Source organism: Halonatronomonas betaini (genome assembly GCF_015666175.1).
GTDB classification, from domain to species: Bacteria; Bacillota; Halanaerobiia; order Halanaerobiales; family Halarsenatibacteraceae; genus Halonatronomonas; species Halonatronomonas betaini.
The window spans coordinates 391516-406836 of sequence record NZ_JADPIE010000002.1; the positions used below are offsets into that span (position 1 = coordinate 391516).

Sequence of the window (15321 nt, forward strand, 5' to 3'; positions counted from 1 at the left end):
AAATATTATTCTTCAACTTTTCCTATTTCTTTGCAATTACCAAAACAATCTTCCCCACAATGAGGACAACTAGGTTTTTCTCCATCCTTTGTTTCAACATAGACAATGTAATCCTCACCGCAACACTGACAGAGATACTTGTATTTTGCCATATTATCATCCTCCTCTATTCCTCTTCTACTGATAATATTTCCTTAGATGAACTAACTAATTCATTTAACTGATCCACCATTATCTCCCGCATTAGGTTGCAGGCCTCAATAAATCTCTGATTATTTATAGTATAAAAAACATTCAAGCCCTCTTTTTTACTTGAAACAACACCCTTTTCCTTAAGCAGGGAAAGATGCTGTGAAACACTGGCTTTACTGATGTCCATTGCCTCTGCCAGCTCATTTACATGCTTTTCCCCTTCTTTTAGGAGATATATAATTTCAATCCTTTTGGCATTTGCCAGCACCTTGCAGATCTCTGCCTGCATCTCATATACCTTTTTATTCTTGATTACCTGCACCTCCAATCTTCCATATAAATAAACTAATATATCAATTCATTAACTAATATGATTATATCACTTTAATTAAAAAATTCAAGTAAAAAATACCCTGGCTATATCGCCAGGGCATTATTAGATCCGCTTAACTTAAAAATCAAATTTTCTTATCAATTCTTCTAACTCTGTAGCCATATTATTTAAATCTTCAGAGCTAGAGATTATCTCTTCAACTGAAGCTGTCTGCTCTTCACTGGCAGCTGCAACTTCTTCAGCACTTGCTGAGGTCTCCTCAGAAATACTTGCTATATTCTCAATATTATTGACTATCTCATTACTATTTTTGCTTGCTCTTTGAACAAGTTCATTAGCCTCGCGTATTCCCTTGCTTACTCTCTGAATAGATTCATTTATTTCAGCAAATGCCTGATCAGCTGATTGCACAACTTCTTCACCTGTCTTAACCTGATCAGTACTATTGGCCATTTTCTTGCTGGCACTCTCAGTCTCTACCTGTATCTCTGCAATCAACTCACCTATTTTACCTGCAGATTCACTGGATTCTTCAGCTAGTTCTCTAATCTCATCAGCAACAACTGAAAAACCTCGACCTGCTTCCCCGGCTCTGGCAGCTTCAATTGCAGCATTTAGAGCCAGTAAGTTAGTCTGTTTGGCTATATTATTAATTATCTCCAGGATGGAATCAATCTCTGAAGAAATCCCTTCTAATTCATTAATTTGACCTGAGACCTCTTCAATAGAATTCCTGATCAGATTCATCTGCTTGCCGACTTTAACCATCTCATCCTGACCCTGGCTCGATTCTTTTTCCATCTCTTCAGATAAGCTCTGGACCCTGGAATTAGATTCGGCCAGCTTATTTAAGGCGGTATCTAAATTCTGCATCTGATTATTAACCTTATCTACATTAACGGCCTGGTCATCTGCACCAACAGCAACCTCTTCAATTGAAACTGTAACCTGTTCTGAGACCTCTCCCATTTGGTTGGAAGCCTGTTCAAGATTATTAGCTGAAGCATTAACCCCTTCAGCAGAATCATTAATGCTTGTTATTAAACCTCTTAATTCACCAATCATTACATTAAATGATTTTGAAATACCTCCAATTACATCTTCTCGCTTTGTCTTTATGTTAACCTTTAAGTCACCTTCAGCAACTTTTTTAATCTGACTGCTTAAATTATTTAAAGGTTTAATAATCTGTGAACTAAAGAAGAAATATAGACCAAAAATTGAAATTAATACCGCCACAGCTGCAACCATAATAATCTGTGTTCTAACCTCACCTGCAGCCATATAAACTATTTCAGATGGTTCTCTAACAACAACTGCACCCTCTAAAGGCTCCAGTGGCATATAAGAAGCCACCTGGGTAATACCGTCCTGATCTTCATATTCAATATTTCCAGCCTCACCTGATAATAAAGCCTCTAAATCATTTTCTTCAACTATATTTAATCCCTGAGTCTGAATATCACTATCCGGGTAAGCAACAACTCTACCTGTCCTATCAACAACATAAGCAATACCCTCTTCACCAATATCTCTATCAGTTACAATCTCAACAAGATTACTGAGAGATATATCGGCAGCCAGAACACCTATTAATTCTTCATTATCCTCATCTTCATAAACCGGGAATGAAAATCTAATGACATCCTCTTCTTCATTAGATAAACTCATTCTCTCTGTCCAATAGATATCTTCTGTCTCAACGGCCTGGTCATACCAGTTATCCTCAATAGAAAAATCAATATCTCTTTCAGGATGGGAGAAAATTTCACCATCTGGCATGGCAAAATATAATGTCTCAATTTCCTCGTTGTCCCCGGTATAATCTGAGGCAACTACATATCTAAAAGTAAAGTCATTACTTAAATTATCTCCCTCCTCATCAGCATATACTTTAAGATCATTAATTAAACCATCAAATAAAGCATTAATTTCTCCATCAACTGCCCTGGCCGACTCCATATTCCTCTGTTGAGCAAGGTCCTGAATTTGCTCTGAAACAGTATTATCCACAACAAACCCTAAAACAGCAAAAGCTGCAATCAAAATTATAGCCATTACAACCATTACCCTAAAATTAAGATTTTTCTTCCAGCTTAGAAATCCTGCCTGCTTATTTTGTTCAGCTTTTCCTTTTGTTTTTTCTTTTTCCTTATCCAACTTTTCTTCCATACTTCTTCCTCCTCATAAATCAAATAATTATGTAGAATTAAATAAAACTCTATTGCTATTTTATTATAACTACAACTCATAAGTCAAATATATAGCCCTGTTTCCAGGGCTATTATAAAATATTTAATTATTTATTCTCTTCTTCTTTTTCACTAGCATCATCTTCTTCGCCCTTTGAGCCTTTAGCTATCCCTTCAACTTTTCCAATTAATTCAGGCATAACTTCAAAAAGTTTATCTAAAGATCCTTTTCCGTCTAAATTAACTAATTCAACCTCATTCCCCTTAATAACTAAGATCGCATCTGGTGAAATTCTGCAACCCAGGCCACCTCCACCACCTTCACTTTTACCGCTTTCTTTATTTTCTTCGCCTATACCTCCACCCATTCCAAAGGAAGCAGTTACAATTGGAATGAGTTTAATCTCCCCAAGTTCCATAGGTTCGCCGATAACTGTCTCCGTCTTCAAAAATTTATCCAGTTTACTATACATTGTTTCTAGAACGTTTTGAGTCATAGCCATTTTTGAATTTCCCCCTTATTTTTTTAAATAATTCTTTATAAAGACCTGTCTTTCTAATAAACCTGATAAGGTAAAAACAGATAGAAGCCAGCATAAATCTACCATAAAGGTAACCCTGAGCAGCAATCACCTCCCTGTTCCATATTAAATCAAGTTGAATCCGGTCCCTTCTTATTAAACCATCCAGACTATAATAGAAAGCTGCTAAATTTCCGGTGTGATAAGGATCCTCAAATCCTACTTTTAAACTAATCTGGTAATCTCTTGGCAGCACCTGGGAAAGTATAGACTTAATTAAAATCCAGGCTTCTCCTAGATATTTTTTGAGATCATTTTCTCTGATAAATGAAATAATCGAGAAAAATCTGTTTCCATTTTTTACTTCATCTCTTTTAGCTTCATCCACTTTATCTTTAATTTTTTCTTTTTTACTTTTTTCAACTTCTATTTTACCTGATTTATCTTCAAATGTATATACTTTTATCCCTAAAAAATAAAGTTTTATTTTATAAAATTTATTCCCTTCAGCATAATCAAATATAATCCTGTAACTTATTGGTGCAATAAAAACTAGTATCAAGAAAGTTAATAATATAAACAGTAACAGTAAAATTATATTAAACATGCAATCCCCTCATATCCTAAAATTTATCTATCTGGGTTCTTCAGGAACTATTATCCAGGCAACAAGATATGCCAGCAGACCTGATCCTGCACCAAAAAACAGGACAATAAAGATAATTCTTACTAAAACTGGGTCAACCTTAAAGTATTCAGCAATTCCACCACAAACACCACCTAAAATTCTTTCATCAATAGACCTATAAAGTTTTTTTCTTTCCTCCATTATTTACCCCCTCTTTAAATATTAAATTATAAAAATGTATTTAAAGTTTTTAAAAATAGTTCAACATCTGTTACCATTCCAACAGATTGAGCTGTTCCTCTATCGGCTAATTTAGTAATAGTAGCTGGATTAATATCAACACAGACTGATTTAATCTCTGCACTCATTAGATTGCCTGTTGCAATAGAATGGAGCATAGTTGCCAGCATCAGAACTAATTCAACTCCCTCAAGTTTTTCTCTCATTAAATTCTGAGCTTCAATAGCATCAGTTACAACATCAGGCAATGGACCATCATCTCTAATTGATCCAGCCAGAACATAATCCACATCATTCTTTATAATTTCATACATAATTCCACTATTTAATATCCCCTCTTCTACAGCATCTTTGATCGAACCAGCCAGTCTAATTTTATTTATAGCCTGAAGATGAAAGCCATGGCCAGTCCCTTTTATGCCTTCTTCAGATAAAGGACAATCCAGTGATGTATTATAAATAGCTGCTTCTATATCATGTGTAGCAAGCGCATTACCGGCAAATAAAACATTAATATAACCTTTCTTAATTAAATCAGCTAGCTCCCCTGCTGCATCTGTATGAATAATTGCAGGTCCTGCCACAACCAGTATCTTTCCACCTTCATTCCTGATTTTCTCCATCTCAGCTGCAAGCTCTTTAATTAACTTATTCTTTGGCCTTTCAGAAGAAGTAGCACTGGTCATGAATCCAAAACCTTCTTGCTCCTCTTTTACTTCTTTAGAAACTGTCTCAATACCATATTCGCCGACCACTATCAAATCTCCTGCATCAACATCGTTAATCGATTTAGAGATTGCCTGTCCATTTTCAATTGCTATTCCACAGTCCATCTCACTCCAATCAACCTTTAACCAGGAGTTATTATAATAGACATAAGTTGGTAAATTTGTTGTAACATAAAACCCTTCTGGAAAAACACCATCTGCTGGCGCTTCTTTCAGTTCAACTTCCTTCTCAATACTCTCTTCTCTTAATAACATAAATATTACCTCCTAAAATTTTTTTATCTATATAAACACAAAAATCCCGCCCCTAAGGAACGAGATTATCACCCGTGGTACCATCCTAATTATAAAAACCACTCTTTCAATTACAGCTATCAGCTATAATCTATCTCTATAACGGAAGAAAACCGGCTCAGCTTACTATTAGTTCAGCCTGCGACTCACAGATGGGATTCTGCTCATAGTCTTTACCATATTAGAATGTTAAATCAAATTATATTATAAAAATTTAATACTGTCAAGTTATTTTTTGAAATTATTATAATAATCAATTATAACTTCAGCTACTCTCTCAACCTCTGACTCTGAAAAGTATTCCTCAGAATCATCTTTTTCCTCATTAATCACAGTTGTTAAAATATCATCTACTTTAGGATCACATAGCTTTTCACCATGTTTGGCCGGCCTGAAAATTTCTATCTTTGCTTTATCGCCAGACTTATAGCCCTCTGTTAAAATAAGATCAACATCATCAATATATTTTTCCCTGAGTTCATCTAGTTCACTATCTTTATCAACATCTTTAATCAATGATATCTTATAAGGGGAAGAAATCAAAACCAGATCAGCACCTGCCTGTTTATGGCGCCAGGTATCCTTCCCTGGTTTATCAATATCAAAACCATGAACATCATGCTTAATAGTTCCAACTCTTAAGCCTTTCTCCTTTAATTTAGGAATAATAACTTCCAAAAAATTCGTCTTCCCACTATCACTTTTTCCAACTATCGAAATTATTGGTATCATATTAATCCTCCATTTTTATGTATTCTGGTAATATCTCATTCTTTGCTTTTAAATAATCTTCATAAGTATTTATATTAAAAAATATATTATTAAAGGAGCTCATTTCTCTTAATTTATTTTTTTGAATAAATTCAAGATTAATATATTCATAAAAACTAATTATAGGCCATCTATCTTCCAGTATTACTTTTTCAACCGATTCAAGACAGCTTTTTCGATAAATAGCAAAAAGCGGCTCATAAAAATTGCCATCAACTGGGACCAGCCCATCTTTATCTGACATTTTTGCTCTATTAAACATCCATCTAATTAAAGTTTTATTAATAAAGGGCATATCACAGCCCATAAAAAAATTATATTTAGATTCAGTCATTTCTAACCCAGTATATATCCCACCTAAAGGTCCAGCATCTTTAAGATCAGTTAATACTTCAACATCATAATCACTAAACTCATCCCTGTTTTTAGCGACCACTTTAAGATTAAAATCAGACTTCAAGTTATTTATAATAAAACCTAAGATAGTCTTATCCTGATAAAACTCCAGATGAGGCTTATCATATTCCCCCATCCTGGAGCTCTCACCTCCTGCCAATATAAAGACTGTCATCTAGCTATTCAGTCCCTTCTCCATGGGCATAACGACTGGCAGCAGCAGAAGCTATTCCAGCAACAAGATCATCTAAAAAAGTATTTACCTCTCCATCTTTTTTAGTATCAAGCTCCTTAATTATTCCAATTTTTTCTTTATCAAGATAACCATAACTTGTTAAACCAATTGTTCCATATAGATTGACTATTGACAGTGGAATTATCTCGTCTATACCATAAAGACCTTCATCAGTTTCAACAATGCTCTGAAGTGGTTCCGGCAGCTGCTTTTTCTCAGCCAGTTCATCAAGTGCTACACCTGTTAAGATAGCATGTGCCACCTCCCGTTTCTTTAAAACAGCATCAACATTTTTATAACAGGTCTCTAATGAAATATCCGGATCAAAAGGTTCTTGTAAAGACTTAACTAATTTTGCAATATCATTAATAGTAACACCCCGGTTCTCTAAAACTTCAATCGACTTATCATATAATTCCTTCATTGAATCATTCATTCTAACACCCCTTCCTGATTAATTATTATATTTAATAAACTCAATATTTGATTTCTTCAACAAATTTTCAGCAAACTTATCAGAATAAGAATTTTTAAAATAAATCTTTTTTACTCCAGCATTAATCAATATCTTTGTACAGATAATGCAGGGTTGATGAGTACAATAAACTATAGAATTCTCAGTTTTAACACCGTGGATAGCTGCCTGAGCTACCAGGTTCTGTTCCGCATGAACACCTCTACAGATCTCATGTCTTTCACCACTTGGAACTTCCATTTTTTCACGCAAGCAACCAGTAGATTCACAGTGTTCTATATTCATTGGTGCTCCATTGTAACCAGTAGCAAGCACCTTTTTATTTTTAACTAAAACGGCCCCAACTTTTCTTCTTAAGCAAGTAGCCCTTTTAGCAGCAAGTTCAGCCATCTCCATAAAATATTCATCCCAATCCGGTCTATCCATTAAACTCACTCCCTCAATATTATAAATCCTGTTATTATAATACCATTATTTATTCTATTATTGCAACAAAAAAAGCCTGTCCACTTAAGGGACAGGCTTTTTAAATCTTTTATTTAACTTCTTCTTTTGATAAATTTTCAAGCTCATCTCGATTAATTTCACAGAAAATAGGTTTAGGTTCAGTTAATTCAGGATACTTCTTATAATAAATACTGAATAAATAAATAACCACAGCCAGGACAAGATAACCAAGAGCAAATTCACTGGTTATCTGTAACTGAATTTGAGGCGCATGCATAAAACCAAAGGCAGATAGACCAAAACCGAATAAAGCTGTAATTACTGCTTTATTCCATTTTCTATCAATTACAAAGACCGCAAATGCACCCCAGATTAGACCAGTAAACATCGGCCCCTGGCCCAGTGCTTCAGCAGCAGGAAAAACTTCAGCAAAACCTTCAGGGTCTAAACTCTGAAATCTAGTTGCTATAAAATCTGAAAGATAAGGAAACATGGCAATAACTACTGCCGGTGCATGTCTAGGAGGGCTGGAAACAAAAGCCTGTCCGACCATTGTAATACCAACAAAAACTAAGATTGGAGCAATAACTGGTAATGGAATAATTTCTGCGACAAAACCAATTACACCTAATGAAGCTGCAAGGAAAAATACAATACCATTTAAAATACTATATCCCCGGCCAGCTTCCATATGTTTGGCCCCAGTAGAAGCAATATAAACAGTCGTTGGAAAAACCCCACCGAAAAATGCACCGATCATAGTTCCAAAACCATCAGCAAGCTGGGCTTCCCTTACACTGTAATCATCACCACAGGCTGCCATCGCTTCAACATTATTCATAGTTTCAATTAAGTTATATATCTGAATCGGTATTACAACAGCAAGTAAACCAGCAGTCCCTCCAAATAAGTAACCTAGTCCAGTTAAAGGTGCTCCTGTCGGCATTGGAGGATAAAACCCGAGCTGATCTAATCCTTCTCTAATAGCTGAAATCTCTACAGCTCCAAATAAGTAAGCAAGGACTGTACCAATAATAATTGCAAATAATGATGTAGGAATATTAAATGGCATCTTCTTTTTAGCTACAAGACCAATTATTATTATACCCATAACTAAAAGACCAACTATTGGCATTTCATAAGTTGTAAAGAATAATTCACCACCAATAAAAGTAAAGGCAACACCGGCTAAAGCCCCTAACATGGCAGCTCTAGGCAAATTTCTTCTAATCCAGGGGCCTATAATACTACCTAAAGCTTCAATTGCCCCACCTAAAAAGGCTGCAGCTGTTCCAATCCGCCAGGCCATTTCAGGATCACCGTCACTGAAAGTTAAGGCTGTGCCTAAGATTCCAAATAAGTAAATAAACATAACTGGCGTAGATATACCATAAGAAAGTGCCGTTACATCCTCTCTTCCTTCTTCTTCAGCTAACCTTCTTGCCATTCTCGCATAATAAAAATTACCAAATAAAACTGCAATTGCAGCTCCAGGGATAACCCTGCCAAAAACTATTGAAGCAGGAAAACCCATTCCTAACATAGAAATTGCTATCACTGCAAAGTTTGCCAGGTTGTTCTGAAAAAGAGCAAAAAAGCCGTCAATGTCTTCCTTCTTAAACCAGGGATAATTAATTTCTTTTTTCATCTTCTACCTCCTATGTATTTTTTATTAAAAACTCCTTATGAACTATTATTCGCCATATTTTAAAAATTTCCTGCATAAAAGGGTTAAAAATTTAAATAATATTTTTAATATTAAATAAAAATAAAAAGCCCCTTTCGGGGCTTAAAGCTTACTCAGTTAATTCTTTAATACATTTTTTGCAGACCGGCTTATCTGAGAATTCAACAATATCCTCCTGGCTCTGACAGAATGTACAGGACTCCTTATATTTAGTTAATATAATCTTATCCTCATCAACAAAGACTTCCATTGGATCTTTCTTATTGATATCCATAGTTTCTCTTAGCTCTTTAGGAATCACAACTCTACCTAATTCATCAATTTTTCTAACTATTCCAGTTGCTTTCATGGTAATATAAATCCCCCCTAAAAAATAAATTTTTCTATTCGTTACATTAATTATACAACATTTAATTTTAAAATACAATCAGGACAACTGATATTTCTTTTCTAAGATTTCATTTACAAACTCTTTAACAAGTTTTTCATTACCTGCGATTATCTGACCACTTTTTAAACAGGAATAACCCCCTGGAGCCCAGACAGTTCCTCCAGCTTCTTTTACAAGGATAGAACCTGCAGCCATATCCCAGGCATTAGAACGGGGCAAAAAGGCAATATCTATCTGTCCAGCTGCTGTATAGGCCAGATCAAGGGCTTGAGAGCCGATCATTCTTATATTACCAAAAAACTCTCCTAACCTTCCCAGCAGCCTCCGCTTTTTTACTGAATCAAGATATCCTATATATTCAGTGGCTATACAACATTCTACTAGATTAGAAGTGTCACCGACTGATATCTGCTTGCCATTTAAGAATGCACCACCATTTTTAACTGCTGTAAATAAATTATCATGGTAGGGGTCATATACAACTCCTAATATAACCTCATGATTTTTAAATAAAGCCAGTGATACTGAAAAAAAAGGAATCTTTCTGAGATAATTCATTGTGCCATCAAGGGGATCGAGAATCCAGAATCTTTTTTTCTCCAGACCAAAATTCAAATCTTCCTCAGACATAATACCATCATCTGGAAAAGCCTCTTTAATTCTCTCCCCTACAATCTCTTCAGCTGACAGGTCAACTGAACTAACAAAATCACCTGGAGCCTTCTGCCAGCGTTCAGGTCTCTTATCAATTTTGCTGACAATTAATTTTCCAGCCTGTCTTGCAGCTTTTGAAGCAGTTTCTAATTCCTTCTGTAAATCATTCATATTTTCAGCTCCTTTATATCTCCCTGGTCTGCCAGGTCCCTTTCTTAAACCAGCCCATTAAGATTAATAGACCAATAACTTTAGCAACAAAAATCCCCCACCAGACACCCTGCCTGCCAAAACCAAATTGATTGGCAAATATATAAGATAAAGGTATTTGAAATACCCAGAGTGTCAAAAGTCTGAAAAAAGTCTGAGGTATAGTTTTCCCGGCCCCATTTAAAGCACCACTTAAAACTATCTGAGCTCCTAAAAAGGCAAAGGCAAAGGCAGAAATTCTAAGATATTCAGCGCCAATACTTATAACAGCGCTGTCTTCTGTAAATAAACTGACAAGACCTGGAGAAACAAATAAAAATATAATAGCAACAATTAACATTGTACCAAAGGTTACAGCTGTTCCCAGCCAGGATACTTTATTAGCTTCAGAGGGTTGTTTAGCCCCTAAATGTTGGCCGACCATAATCCCAGTAGCCCTGCCCATTCCAAAGGCAGGCATTCTGATCACAGCAGTAATCCTATTGGCTATCCCCCAGGCTGCCAGGGTCAATGTTCCAAACTCAGCAACAATAGCTGTCATCACAGTCAAAGCAATCGCCATTGCTGAATCTCCTAATGCAGCAGGAGTACCTATTTTTACAATCTTTTTAATCATTGCCAGATCAGGATAAAAATCTCTAAGCTTTAATTTAATAGCTGAAAGATCCCAGAACATAATATAAATCCCAACTATACCAGCAGCCAGCCTGGATAAAACAGTAGCCAGAGCTGCACCGCCGATCCCTAACTCTGGAAAGAAACTCCAGCCAAATATCAGAAAGGGATCTAATATAATATTTAAAACAACAGTAAAAATTTTAATTTTCATCGGGGTTATTGTGTCCCCAATACCTTCTAAAACCGATGAAAAGATATAATAGATAAAGATTATTGGAATACCAGAAACATAAATTCTAAAATATTCTAAAGCAAGAGGCAAAACCTCCTCTTCTGCCCCGATCAAAATAAACATATCCTCGCTAAAATATAAACCAGCTGCAGTAAAAACTATAGATATTAAAATTGCCAGAACAAATATCTGCCCGGTTGCTTTACTGGCCATTTTAGGCCGCTCAGCCCCGGTATATTGAGAGACTAAAGCCACACCTGCCACAGAAAATCCAGCTCCCATAGAATAAACTATAAATAATAGCGGAAAAGAAAGAGAAATAGCAGCTAGATATTCTGGGCCTAGCCTGCCTACCCAGAATGTGTCAGCTAATTGATACATCAAATGCATCCCCTGACCTATTATAATTGGCCAGGATAATTTTAATAATGTTGGCAAAATAGGTTGTCCAATTATTTCCTGTTTATTATCGATAGGTGATTTCAAAATATCAATCCTTTCAAAAATTAAATCACATCATCAAGTCTATTACGATTAATTCTATCCTCAATTATCTGATACTCATTAAAATTTTCATCAAATTCAGCTATCTCAAGATAGATATATTGATCATCAAGACTAATTGATTTAACTTCCTGATACTCTGTCAGACCAATAACCCTTCTCGGGTTTCCAGTCTCTATCTCAACTAAGAAAAGATCCCCACCAACTGAAACAGTTCCATAGGCATAGCCAATAATAGCAAGTAAATAATCATCATTATACCACCAGATACCCTTTGGACTGTTCTGGGCTTCAATCTGATCAGCACTTAATAGTTCATTTAAAGAATTAGATTCATAATCATATATATAAATCGAGCCAACAGTCTCCCATTGAAAAGGAGCGATAAAGGCCAGCTTATTGCCAGCAGGAGATATTATCGGTTCTGATGGCATTTCCTCTGATAAGGTTTCAACGCCTGTCTCCCTTTCAAGCCTTAAAAAAGAATCTTCCTCATAATCGATCATATCAGCTGAAATAGGACCAGTTTCTGTCAGATCATCAAAATGATAATAGGCCAGATAAAAACCTGCCCCAAACATAATAAAAAATATAAGTAAAGCCAGAATAACCTTTTTAATCTGTGACTTCATAAAACTCCCCCTGAATATAAAGTTTAAACCCCTGATATAATTTTATCAGGGGTAAGAGAATAAAGCAATTAAAGCTTTAAAGTTAAGCTATCTCTAATGCTATCTCCATCATATCAGTAAAGGTTTTCTCCCTTTCTTCAGATGTTGTCTCTTCTCCTGTTACTAAAGAGTCACTAACAGTTAAAATCGATAAAGCCTCAATATTATGCCTGGCAGCTAAAGTATATAATTCAGCGGTCTCCATCTCTACAGCCAGCACACCATATTCCTTCCAGACTTCATACCAGTTTCTATCGTCCTGATAAAACATATCAGAACTATAAATATTGCCGACTTCAACATCAACACCATTGGCTTCAGCAGTCTGATAGGCTGCCTGAAGAAGCTCATAGGTAGCAGTTGGTGAATAACTCTGACCATCAAAGCGGATATCATTCATCTTTGAATTACTGCAGGCGCCAATTGCCAGAATAACATCTCTAACATTAACCCGTTCGCTGATAGCACCACAGGAACCAACCCGCATTATCTTCTTAACACCATATTCCTGAACCAGTTCATTTACATAAATTGATAATGATGGCATTCCCATTCCTGAACCCTGGGCCGAAACCCTCTTGCCTTTATAATAACCGGTATAACCATACATTCCTCTAACCTCATTATAACATTCTACATCATCAAAATAATTCTCAGCGATATATTTTGCCCTCAATGGATCTCCAGGTAATAATACTGTCTCTGCAATATCTCCTTTTTTTGCACCAATATGAACTGTCATATTATCTTCCTCCTTGAAAATATTTTATTCAACAATCAACCTTAATGAATTATGAACTGAACTAATCTCTACTGGATAATCAGGCCCTCTTTCACCATCAATATCAGTATGCTGTTCTACATTATCTCCAGTATTTTCTATATAAAAATAATCTGACTGGAGATGAATAATATTATCTCCATTGAGGTTTTTATTTATAAAAACCTCAATTAATGCATTGAACATCTCATATAACTTCCCATATTTTATTGCTATAAACTCAAATTTACCATCACTAATTTCAGTCAATGGCGAAAGCTCATTAAAACCACCGGCTCGACCACTATTAATAATCAAAAATAAAAATAAATCTTCCTCAAATAGATCCTGGCCTGTATCAACCCTTAAGGCTAGAGGATTAATCTTAGGTAACTCCTGAATACCTCTAATATAATAGGCTAAGTTTCCAAGCCTATTTTTCATGTCATCATCAGTACTATGGGGGACATTTGTCAAAAACCCGCCGGCACAGACATTTATAAAATAACTGCCATCGGCCTTTCCTGCATCAACAGGAATAATTCTACCATTATTAATTATATCATATATTTTGCTGGCTTCAGCAGAAAGCTGCATATATTCAGCAAAGTCATTAGAGGTTCCCACTGGAATTATATAAAAAGGTATATCAATCTCATTAATAAGCATACTCTCAATAACCCAGCTGACAGTTCCATCGCCACCGGCTATCATTATTATATCATATCTATCCATTGCCATTAAACTAAGTCTTTCAGCAAGACTAAAATCATCAAGTCTGATAAGAGTAAAAACTGCCTCATTCTGAAAATAACTGATTACATTATCCAGCTCAAATCTAAAATTACCATCACCTGATTTCGGATTATAAATTAATAATATATTCTTCAATAAATCACCTCATTTAGAATTCCCACTCCATTGAAGGTTTTGGGATAGTCACAAATTTTCTATCCAGATCATCTAACAGCTCTTTAGGTGCTGAAAGTTCTTGATTAAGAGCTAGAACAGACGGCTTCAAGACTCCTAACCATAACCTGGAAAATGAATTGATATCGGCTCTTAGTGTTGGTAACTCGCTATTTCTAACATCTTTAATTAAAGATTGTTCCCCTAACTCAAGCTGATAATTACCTGATAACCCCTGCCAGTCAGACCCTTCAAGATATCTCTCCAGAGGATCATAGAGTTCTAAATTAAACTTTAAAGGACTACCAGTAAACCTGGAAGCTCCAATTGCTTTTTCCAGATTTAAAATTCTAATCTGCCAGTCAGCAAACACCCTTGAATTATAACCAAACTTGCTATCAGACCTCTTATTCTGTTTCCTGGGATATTTAATATAATCCTGGAGCTGAATATCAGCAGGTTCTTTCATTCTGACAGCATAAATCTGATCACTTAAATTTTTTAATACTGCCAGTAATTCAAGGAACTGCTTATGGTTTTCAAATGCCATAAATTCAACTCTTAAGGGACCGTGGCTAGAACCCTTATCCCGATCCAGCCATAAAAAATGAGTTAGTTCACCATCCTCATTATAATAACCAAGACCATAGGCCTGATCGGACCAGGCCAGCTTATCCTTAGAGATTCTGGCAGGAAGCAGGCTAACTGCCCCATGGTATGGTTTTCTATTTAAGAGAGCTCTATGAACCTCTTTCCAGTCATCTTTTGAAATCCTTGATGGTCTATCTGGATTTAGATCGACATTTAAATATGATGGATCAAAAGTAAAGACATGATCATAACTCCCTGTACCATAGCCAAGATAGTTATAATAACCCTGTTCAAACATTAAAAGTCCAGAAACGGCAGTTCCCTGATGATAACTCTCAGTAATAGATTGAGTCACCAGCCTGCTAGCCAGCCCTTCTTTTCTGGCAACTGGACTGACAACAACTCCTGAAAGCCCGTGAAAAGATAACTTCTCGTTTAAATAATTTATCTCTCCAGGTATTCCAAAAGCAGTAGCTTCAATTTTTCCATTTTCCTCATAAACCCAACAATCACTGGACTTCAGCATATCTTTTAAACCTGAATTATCCTCTAAACCCTTGCTCTTTAACCAGCCAATTTCAAACCAGAGCTCAACTATTTTCTTGAAATCCTGTTCTCCAGTACCTTTTCTTATCATCTGA

General features: G+C 35.7%; 19 protein-coding genes. All 19 read right to left on the reverse strand.

Annotated elements, in window-relative coordinates; translation table 11 throughout:
• Positions 1-5 precede the first annotated feature (5 nt).
• On the reverse strand, positions 6-152 hold the full coding sequence (locus I0Q91_RS04940) for a hypothetical protein (RefSeq protein WP_270453279.1): 147 nt from the start codon (positions 150-152) through the stop codon (positions 6-8).
• A gap of 14 nt (positions 153-166) precedes the next feature.
• On the reverse strand, positions 167-514 hold the full coding sequence (locus I0Q91_RS04945; protein ID WP_270453281.1) for a metalloregulator ArsR/SmtB family transcription factor: 348 nt from the start codon (positions 512-514) through the stop codon (positions 167-169).
• 129 nt (positions 515-643) lie between these two features.
• Positions 644-2698: a methyl-accepting chemotaxis protein gene (locus I0Q91_RS04950; RefSeq protein WP_270453282.1), complete on the reverse strand. Its 2055-nt coding sequence runs from the start codon at positions 2696-2698 to the stop codon at positions 644-646.
• A 127-nt stretch (positions 2699-2825) separates the two neighbouring features.
• The gene (locus I0Q91_RS04955; RefSeq protein WP_270453283.1) at positions 2826-3221 is read right to left on the reverse strand and encodes a GerW family sporulation protein; all 396 of its coding nucleotides are present in this window, start codon (positions 3219-3221) and stop codon (positions 2826-2828) included.
• A complete protein-coding gene (locus I0Q91_RS04960; RefSeq protein WP_270453284.1) occupies positions 3184-3846 on the reverse strand; it encodes a hypothetical protein in 663 nt (220 codons plus the stop codon). Before I0Q91_RS04960 ends, I0Q91_RS04955 begins: the two co-directional genes overlap by 38 nt.
• Before the next feature lie 27 nt (positions 3847-3873).
• Entirely contained in the window at positions 3874-4068 is a 195-nt protein-coding gene (locus I0Q91_RS04965; RefSeq protein ID WP_270453285.1) for a PspC domain-containing protein, read from the reverse strand.
• 26 nt (positions 4069-4094) lie between these two features.
• Positions 4095-5090, reverse strand: coding sequence for an ornithine cyclodeaminase, nickel-pincer nucleotide-dependent (locus I0Q91_RS04970; RefSeq protein ID WP_270453287.1), 996 nt, complete (start codon positions 5088-5090; stop codon positions 4095-4097).
• Between the two features lie 267 nt (positions 5091-5357).
• Positions 5358-5861 (reverse strand): molybdopterin-guanine dinucleotide biosynthesis protein B, encoded by a 504-nt coding sequence (mobB, locus tag I0Q91_RS04975; RefSeq protein ID WP_270453288.1) that lies wholly within the window; start codon positions 5859-5861, stop codon positions 5358-5360.
• A gap of 1 nt (position 5862) precedes the next feature.
• Positions 5863-6471 carry a molybdenum cofactor guanylyltransferase gene (gene mobA, locus I0Q91_RS04980; protein WP_270453289.1) on the reverse strand — a complete coding sequence of 203 codons (609 nt, stop codon included), beginning with the start codon at positions 6469-6471 and terminating at the stop codon, positions 5863-5865.
• Between the two features lie 4 nt (positions 6472-6475).
• A complete protein-coding gene (locus I0Q91_RS04985) occupies positions 6476-6967 on the reverse strand; it encodes a phosphatidylglycerophosphatase A family protein (RefSeq protein ID WP_270453291.1) in 492 nt (163 codons plus the stop codon).
• Between the two features lie 18 nt (positions 6968-6985).
• Positions 6986-7432: a deoxycytidylate deaminase gene (locus I0Q91_RS04990; RefSeq protein WP_270453293.1), complete on the reverse strand. Its 447-nt coding sequence runs from the start codon at positions 7430-7432 to the stop codon at positions 6986-6988.
• Between the two features lie 109 nt (positions 7433-7541).
• Complete coding sequence (locus I0Q91_RS04995; RefSeq protein WP_270453294.1) at positions 7542-9101, reverse strand: permease family protein; 1560 nt, start codon at positions 9099-9101, stop codon at positions 7542-7544.
• Between the two features lie 148 nt (positions 9102-9249).
• Positions 9250-9489 carry an AbrB/MazE/SpoVT family DNA-binding domain-containing protein gene (locus I0Q91_RS05000; protein ID WP_270453296.1) on the reverse strand — a complete coding sequence of 80 codons (240 nt, stop codon included), beginning with the start codon at positions 9487-9489 and terminating at the stop codon, positions 9250-9252.
• A 78-nt stretch (positions 9490-9567) separates the two neighbouring features.
• Entirely contained in the window at positions 9568-10356 is a 789-nt protein-coding gene (locus tag I0Q91_RS05005; RefSeq protein ID WP_270453297.1) for an inositol monophosphatase family protein, read from the reverse strand.
• 13 nt (positions 10357-10369) lie between these two features.
• A complete protein-coding gene (locus I0Q91_RS05010) occupies positions 10370-11731 on the reverse strand; it encodes an MATE family efflux transporter (RefSeq protein ID WP_270453298.1) in 1362 nt (453 codons plus the stop codon).
• Between the two features lie 20 nt (positions 11732-11751).
• Entirely contained in the window at positions 11752-12381 is a 630-nt protein-coding gene (locus tag I0Q91_RS05015; RefSeq protein ID WP_270453299.1) for a DUF4652 domain-containing protein, read from the reverse strand.
• An 82-nt stretch (positions 12382-12463) separates the two neighbouring features.
• Positions 12464-13162 (reverse strand): purine-nucleoside phosphorylase, encoded by a 699-nt coding sequence (deoD, locus tag I0Q91_RS05020; protein ID WP_270453300.1) that lies wholly within the window; start codon positions 13160-13162, stop codon positions 12464-12466.
• Between the two features lie 24 nt (positions 13163-13186).
• Positions 13187-14071: a YegS/Rv2252/BmrU family lipid kinase gene (locus tag I0Q91_RS05025; RefSeq protein ID WP_270453302.1), complete on the reverse strand. Its 885-nt coding sequence runs from the start codon at positions 14069-14071 to the stop codon at positions 13187-13189.
• A 13-nt stretch (positions 14072-14084) separates the two neighbouring features.
• Entirely contained in the window at positions 14085-15317 is a 1233-nt protein-coding gene (locus I0Q91_RS05030; RefSeq protein ID WP_270453303.1) for a GNAT family N-acetyltransferase, read from the reverse strand.
• Positions 15318-15321: the final 4 nt, after the last annotated feature.

Bases quoted from the DNA above. Each gene is read 5' to 3' on its own strand.
- I0Q91_RS05030 (WP_270453303.1), bottom strand. From the start codon at position 15,317: ATGATAAGAAAAGGTACTGGAGAACAGGATTTCAAGAAAATAGTTGAG.
- I0Q91_RS05000 (WP_270453296.1), bottom strand. From the start codon at position 9,489: ATGAAAGCAACTGGAATAGTTAGAAAAATTGATGAATTAGGTAGAGTT.
- mobB (WP_270453288.1), bottom strand. From the start codon at position 5,861: ATGATACCAATAATTTCGATAGTTGGAAAAAGTGATAGTGGGAAGACG.
- I0Q91_RS04985 (WP_270453291.1), bottom strand. From the start codon at position 6,967: ATGAATGATTCAATGAAGGAATTATATGATAAGTCGATTGAAGTTTTA.
- I0Q91_RS04970 (WP_270453287.1), bottom strand. From the start codon at position 5,090: ATGTTATTAAGAGAAGAGAGTATTGAGAAGGAAGTTGAACTGAAAGAA.
- I0Q91_RS04990 (WP_270453293.1), bottom strand. From the start codon at position 7,432: ATGGATAGACCGGATTGGGATGAATATTTTATGGAGATGGCTGAACTT.
- deoD (WP_270453300.1), bottom strand. From the start codon at position 13,162: ATGACAGTTCATATTGGTGCAAAAAAAGGAGATATTGCAGAGACAGTA.
- I0Q91_RS04960 (WP_270453284.1), bottom strand. From the start codon at position 3,846: ATGTTTAATATAATTTTACTGTTACTGTTTATATTATTAACTTTCTTG.
- I0Q91_RS04940 (WP_270453279.1), bottom strand. From the start codon at position 152: ATGGCAAAATACAAGTATCTCTGTCAGTGTTGCGGTGAGGATTACATT.
- I0Q91_RS04950 (WP_270453282.1), bottom strand. From the start codon at position 2,698: ATGGAAGAAAAGTTGGATAAGGAAAAAGAAAAAACAAAAGGAAAAGCT.
- I0Q91_RS04995 (WP_270453294.1), bottom strand. From the start codon at position 9,101: ATGAAAAAAGAAATTAATTATCCCTGGTTTAAGAAGGAAGACATTGAC.
- I0Q91_RS05005 (WP_270453297.1), bottom strand. From the start codon at position 10,356: ATGAATGATTTACAGAAGGAATTAGAAACTGCTTCAAAAGCTGCAAGA.
- I0Q91_RS05015 (WP_270453299.1), bottom strand. From the start codon at position 12,381: ATGAAGTCACAGATTAAAAAGGTTATTCTGGCTTTACTTATATTTTTT.
- I0Q91_RS04955 (WP_270453283.1), bottom strand. From the start codon at position 3,221: ATGGCTATGACTCAAAACGTTCTAGAAACAATGTATAGTAAACTGGAT.
- I0Q91_RS04965 (WP_270453285.1), bottom strand. From the start codon at position 4,068: ATGGAGGAAAGAAAAAAACTTTATAGGTCTATTGATGAAAGAATTTTA.
- mobA (WP_270453289.1), bottom strand. From the start codon at position 6,471: ATGACAGTCTTTATATTGGCAGGAGGTGAGAGCTCCAGGATGGGGGAA.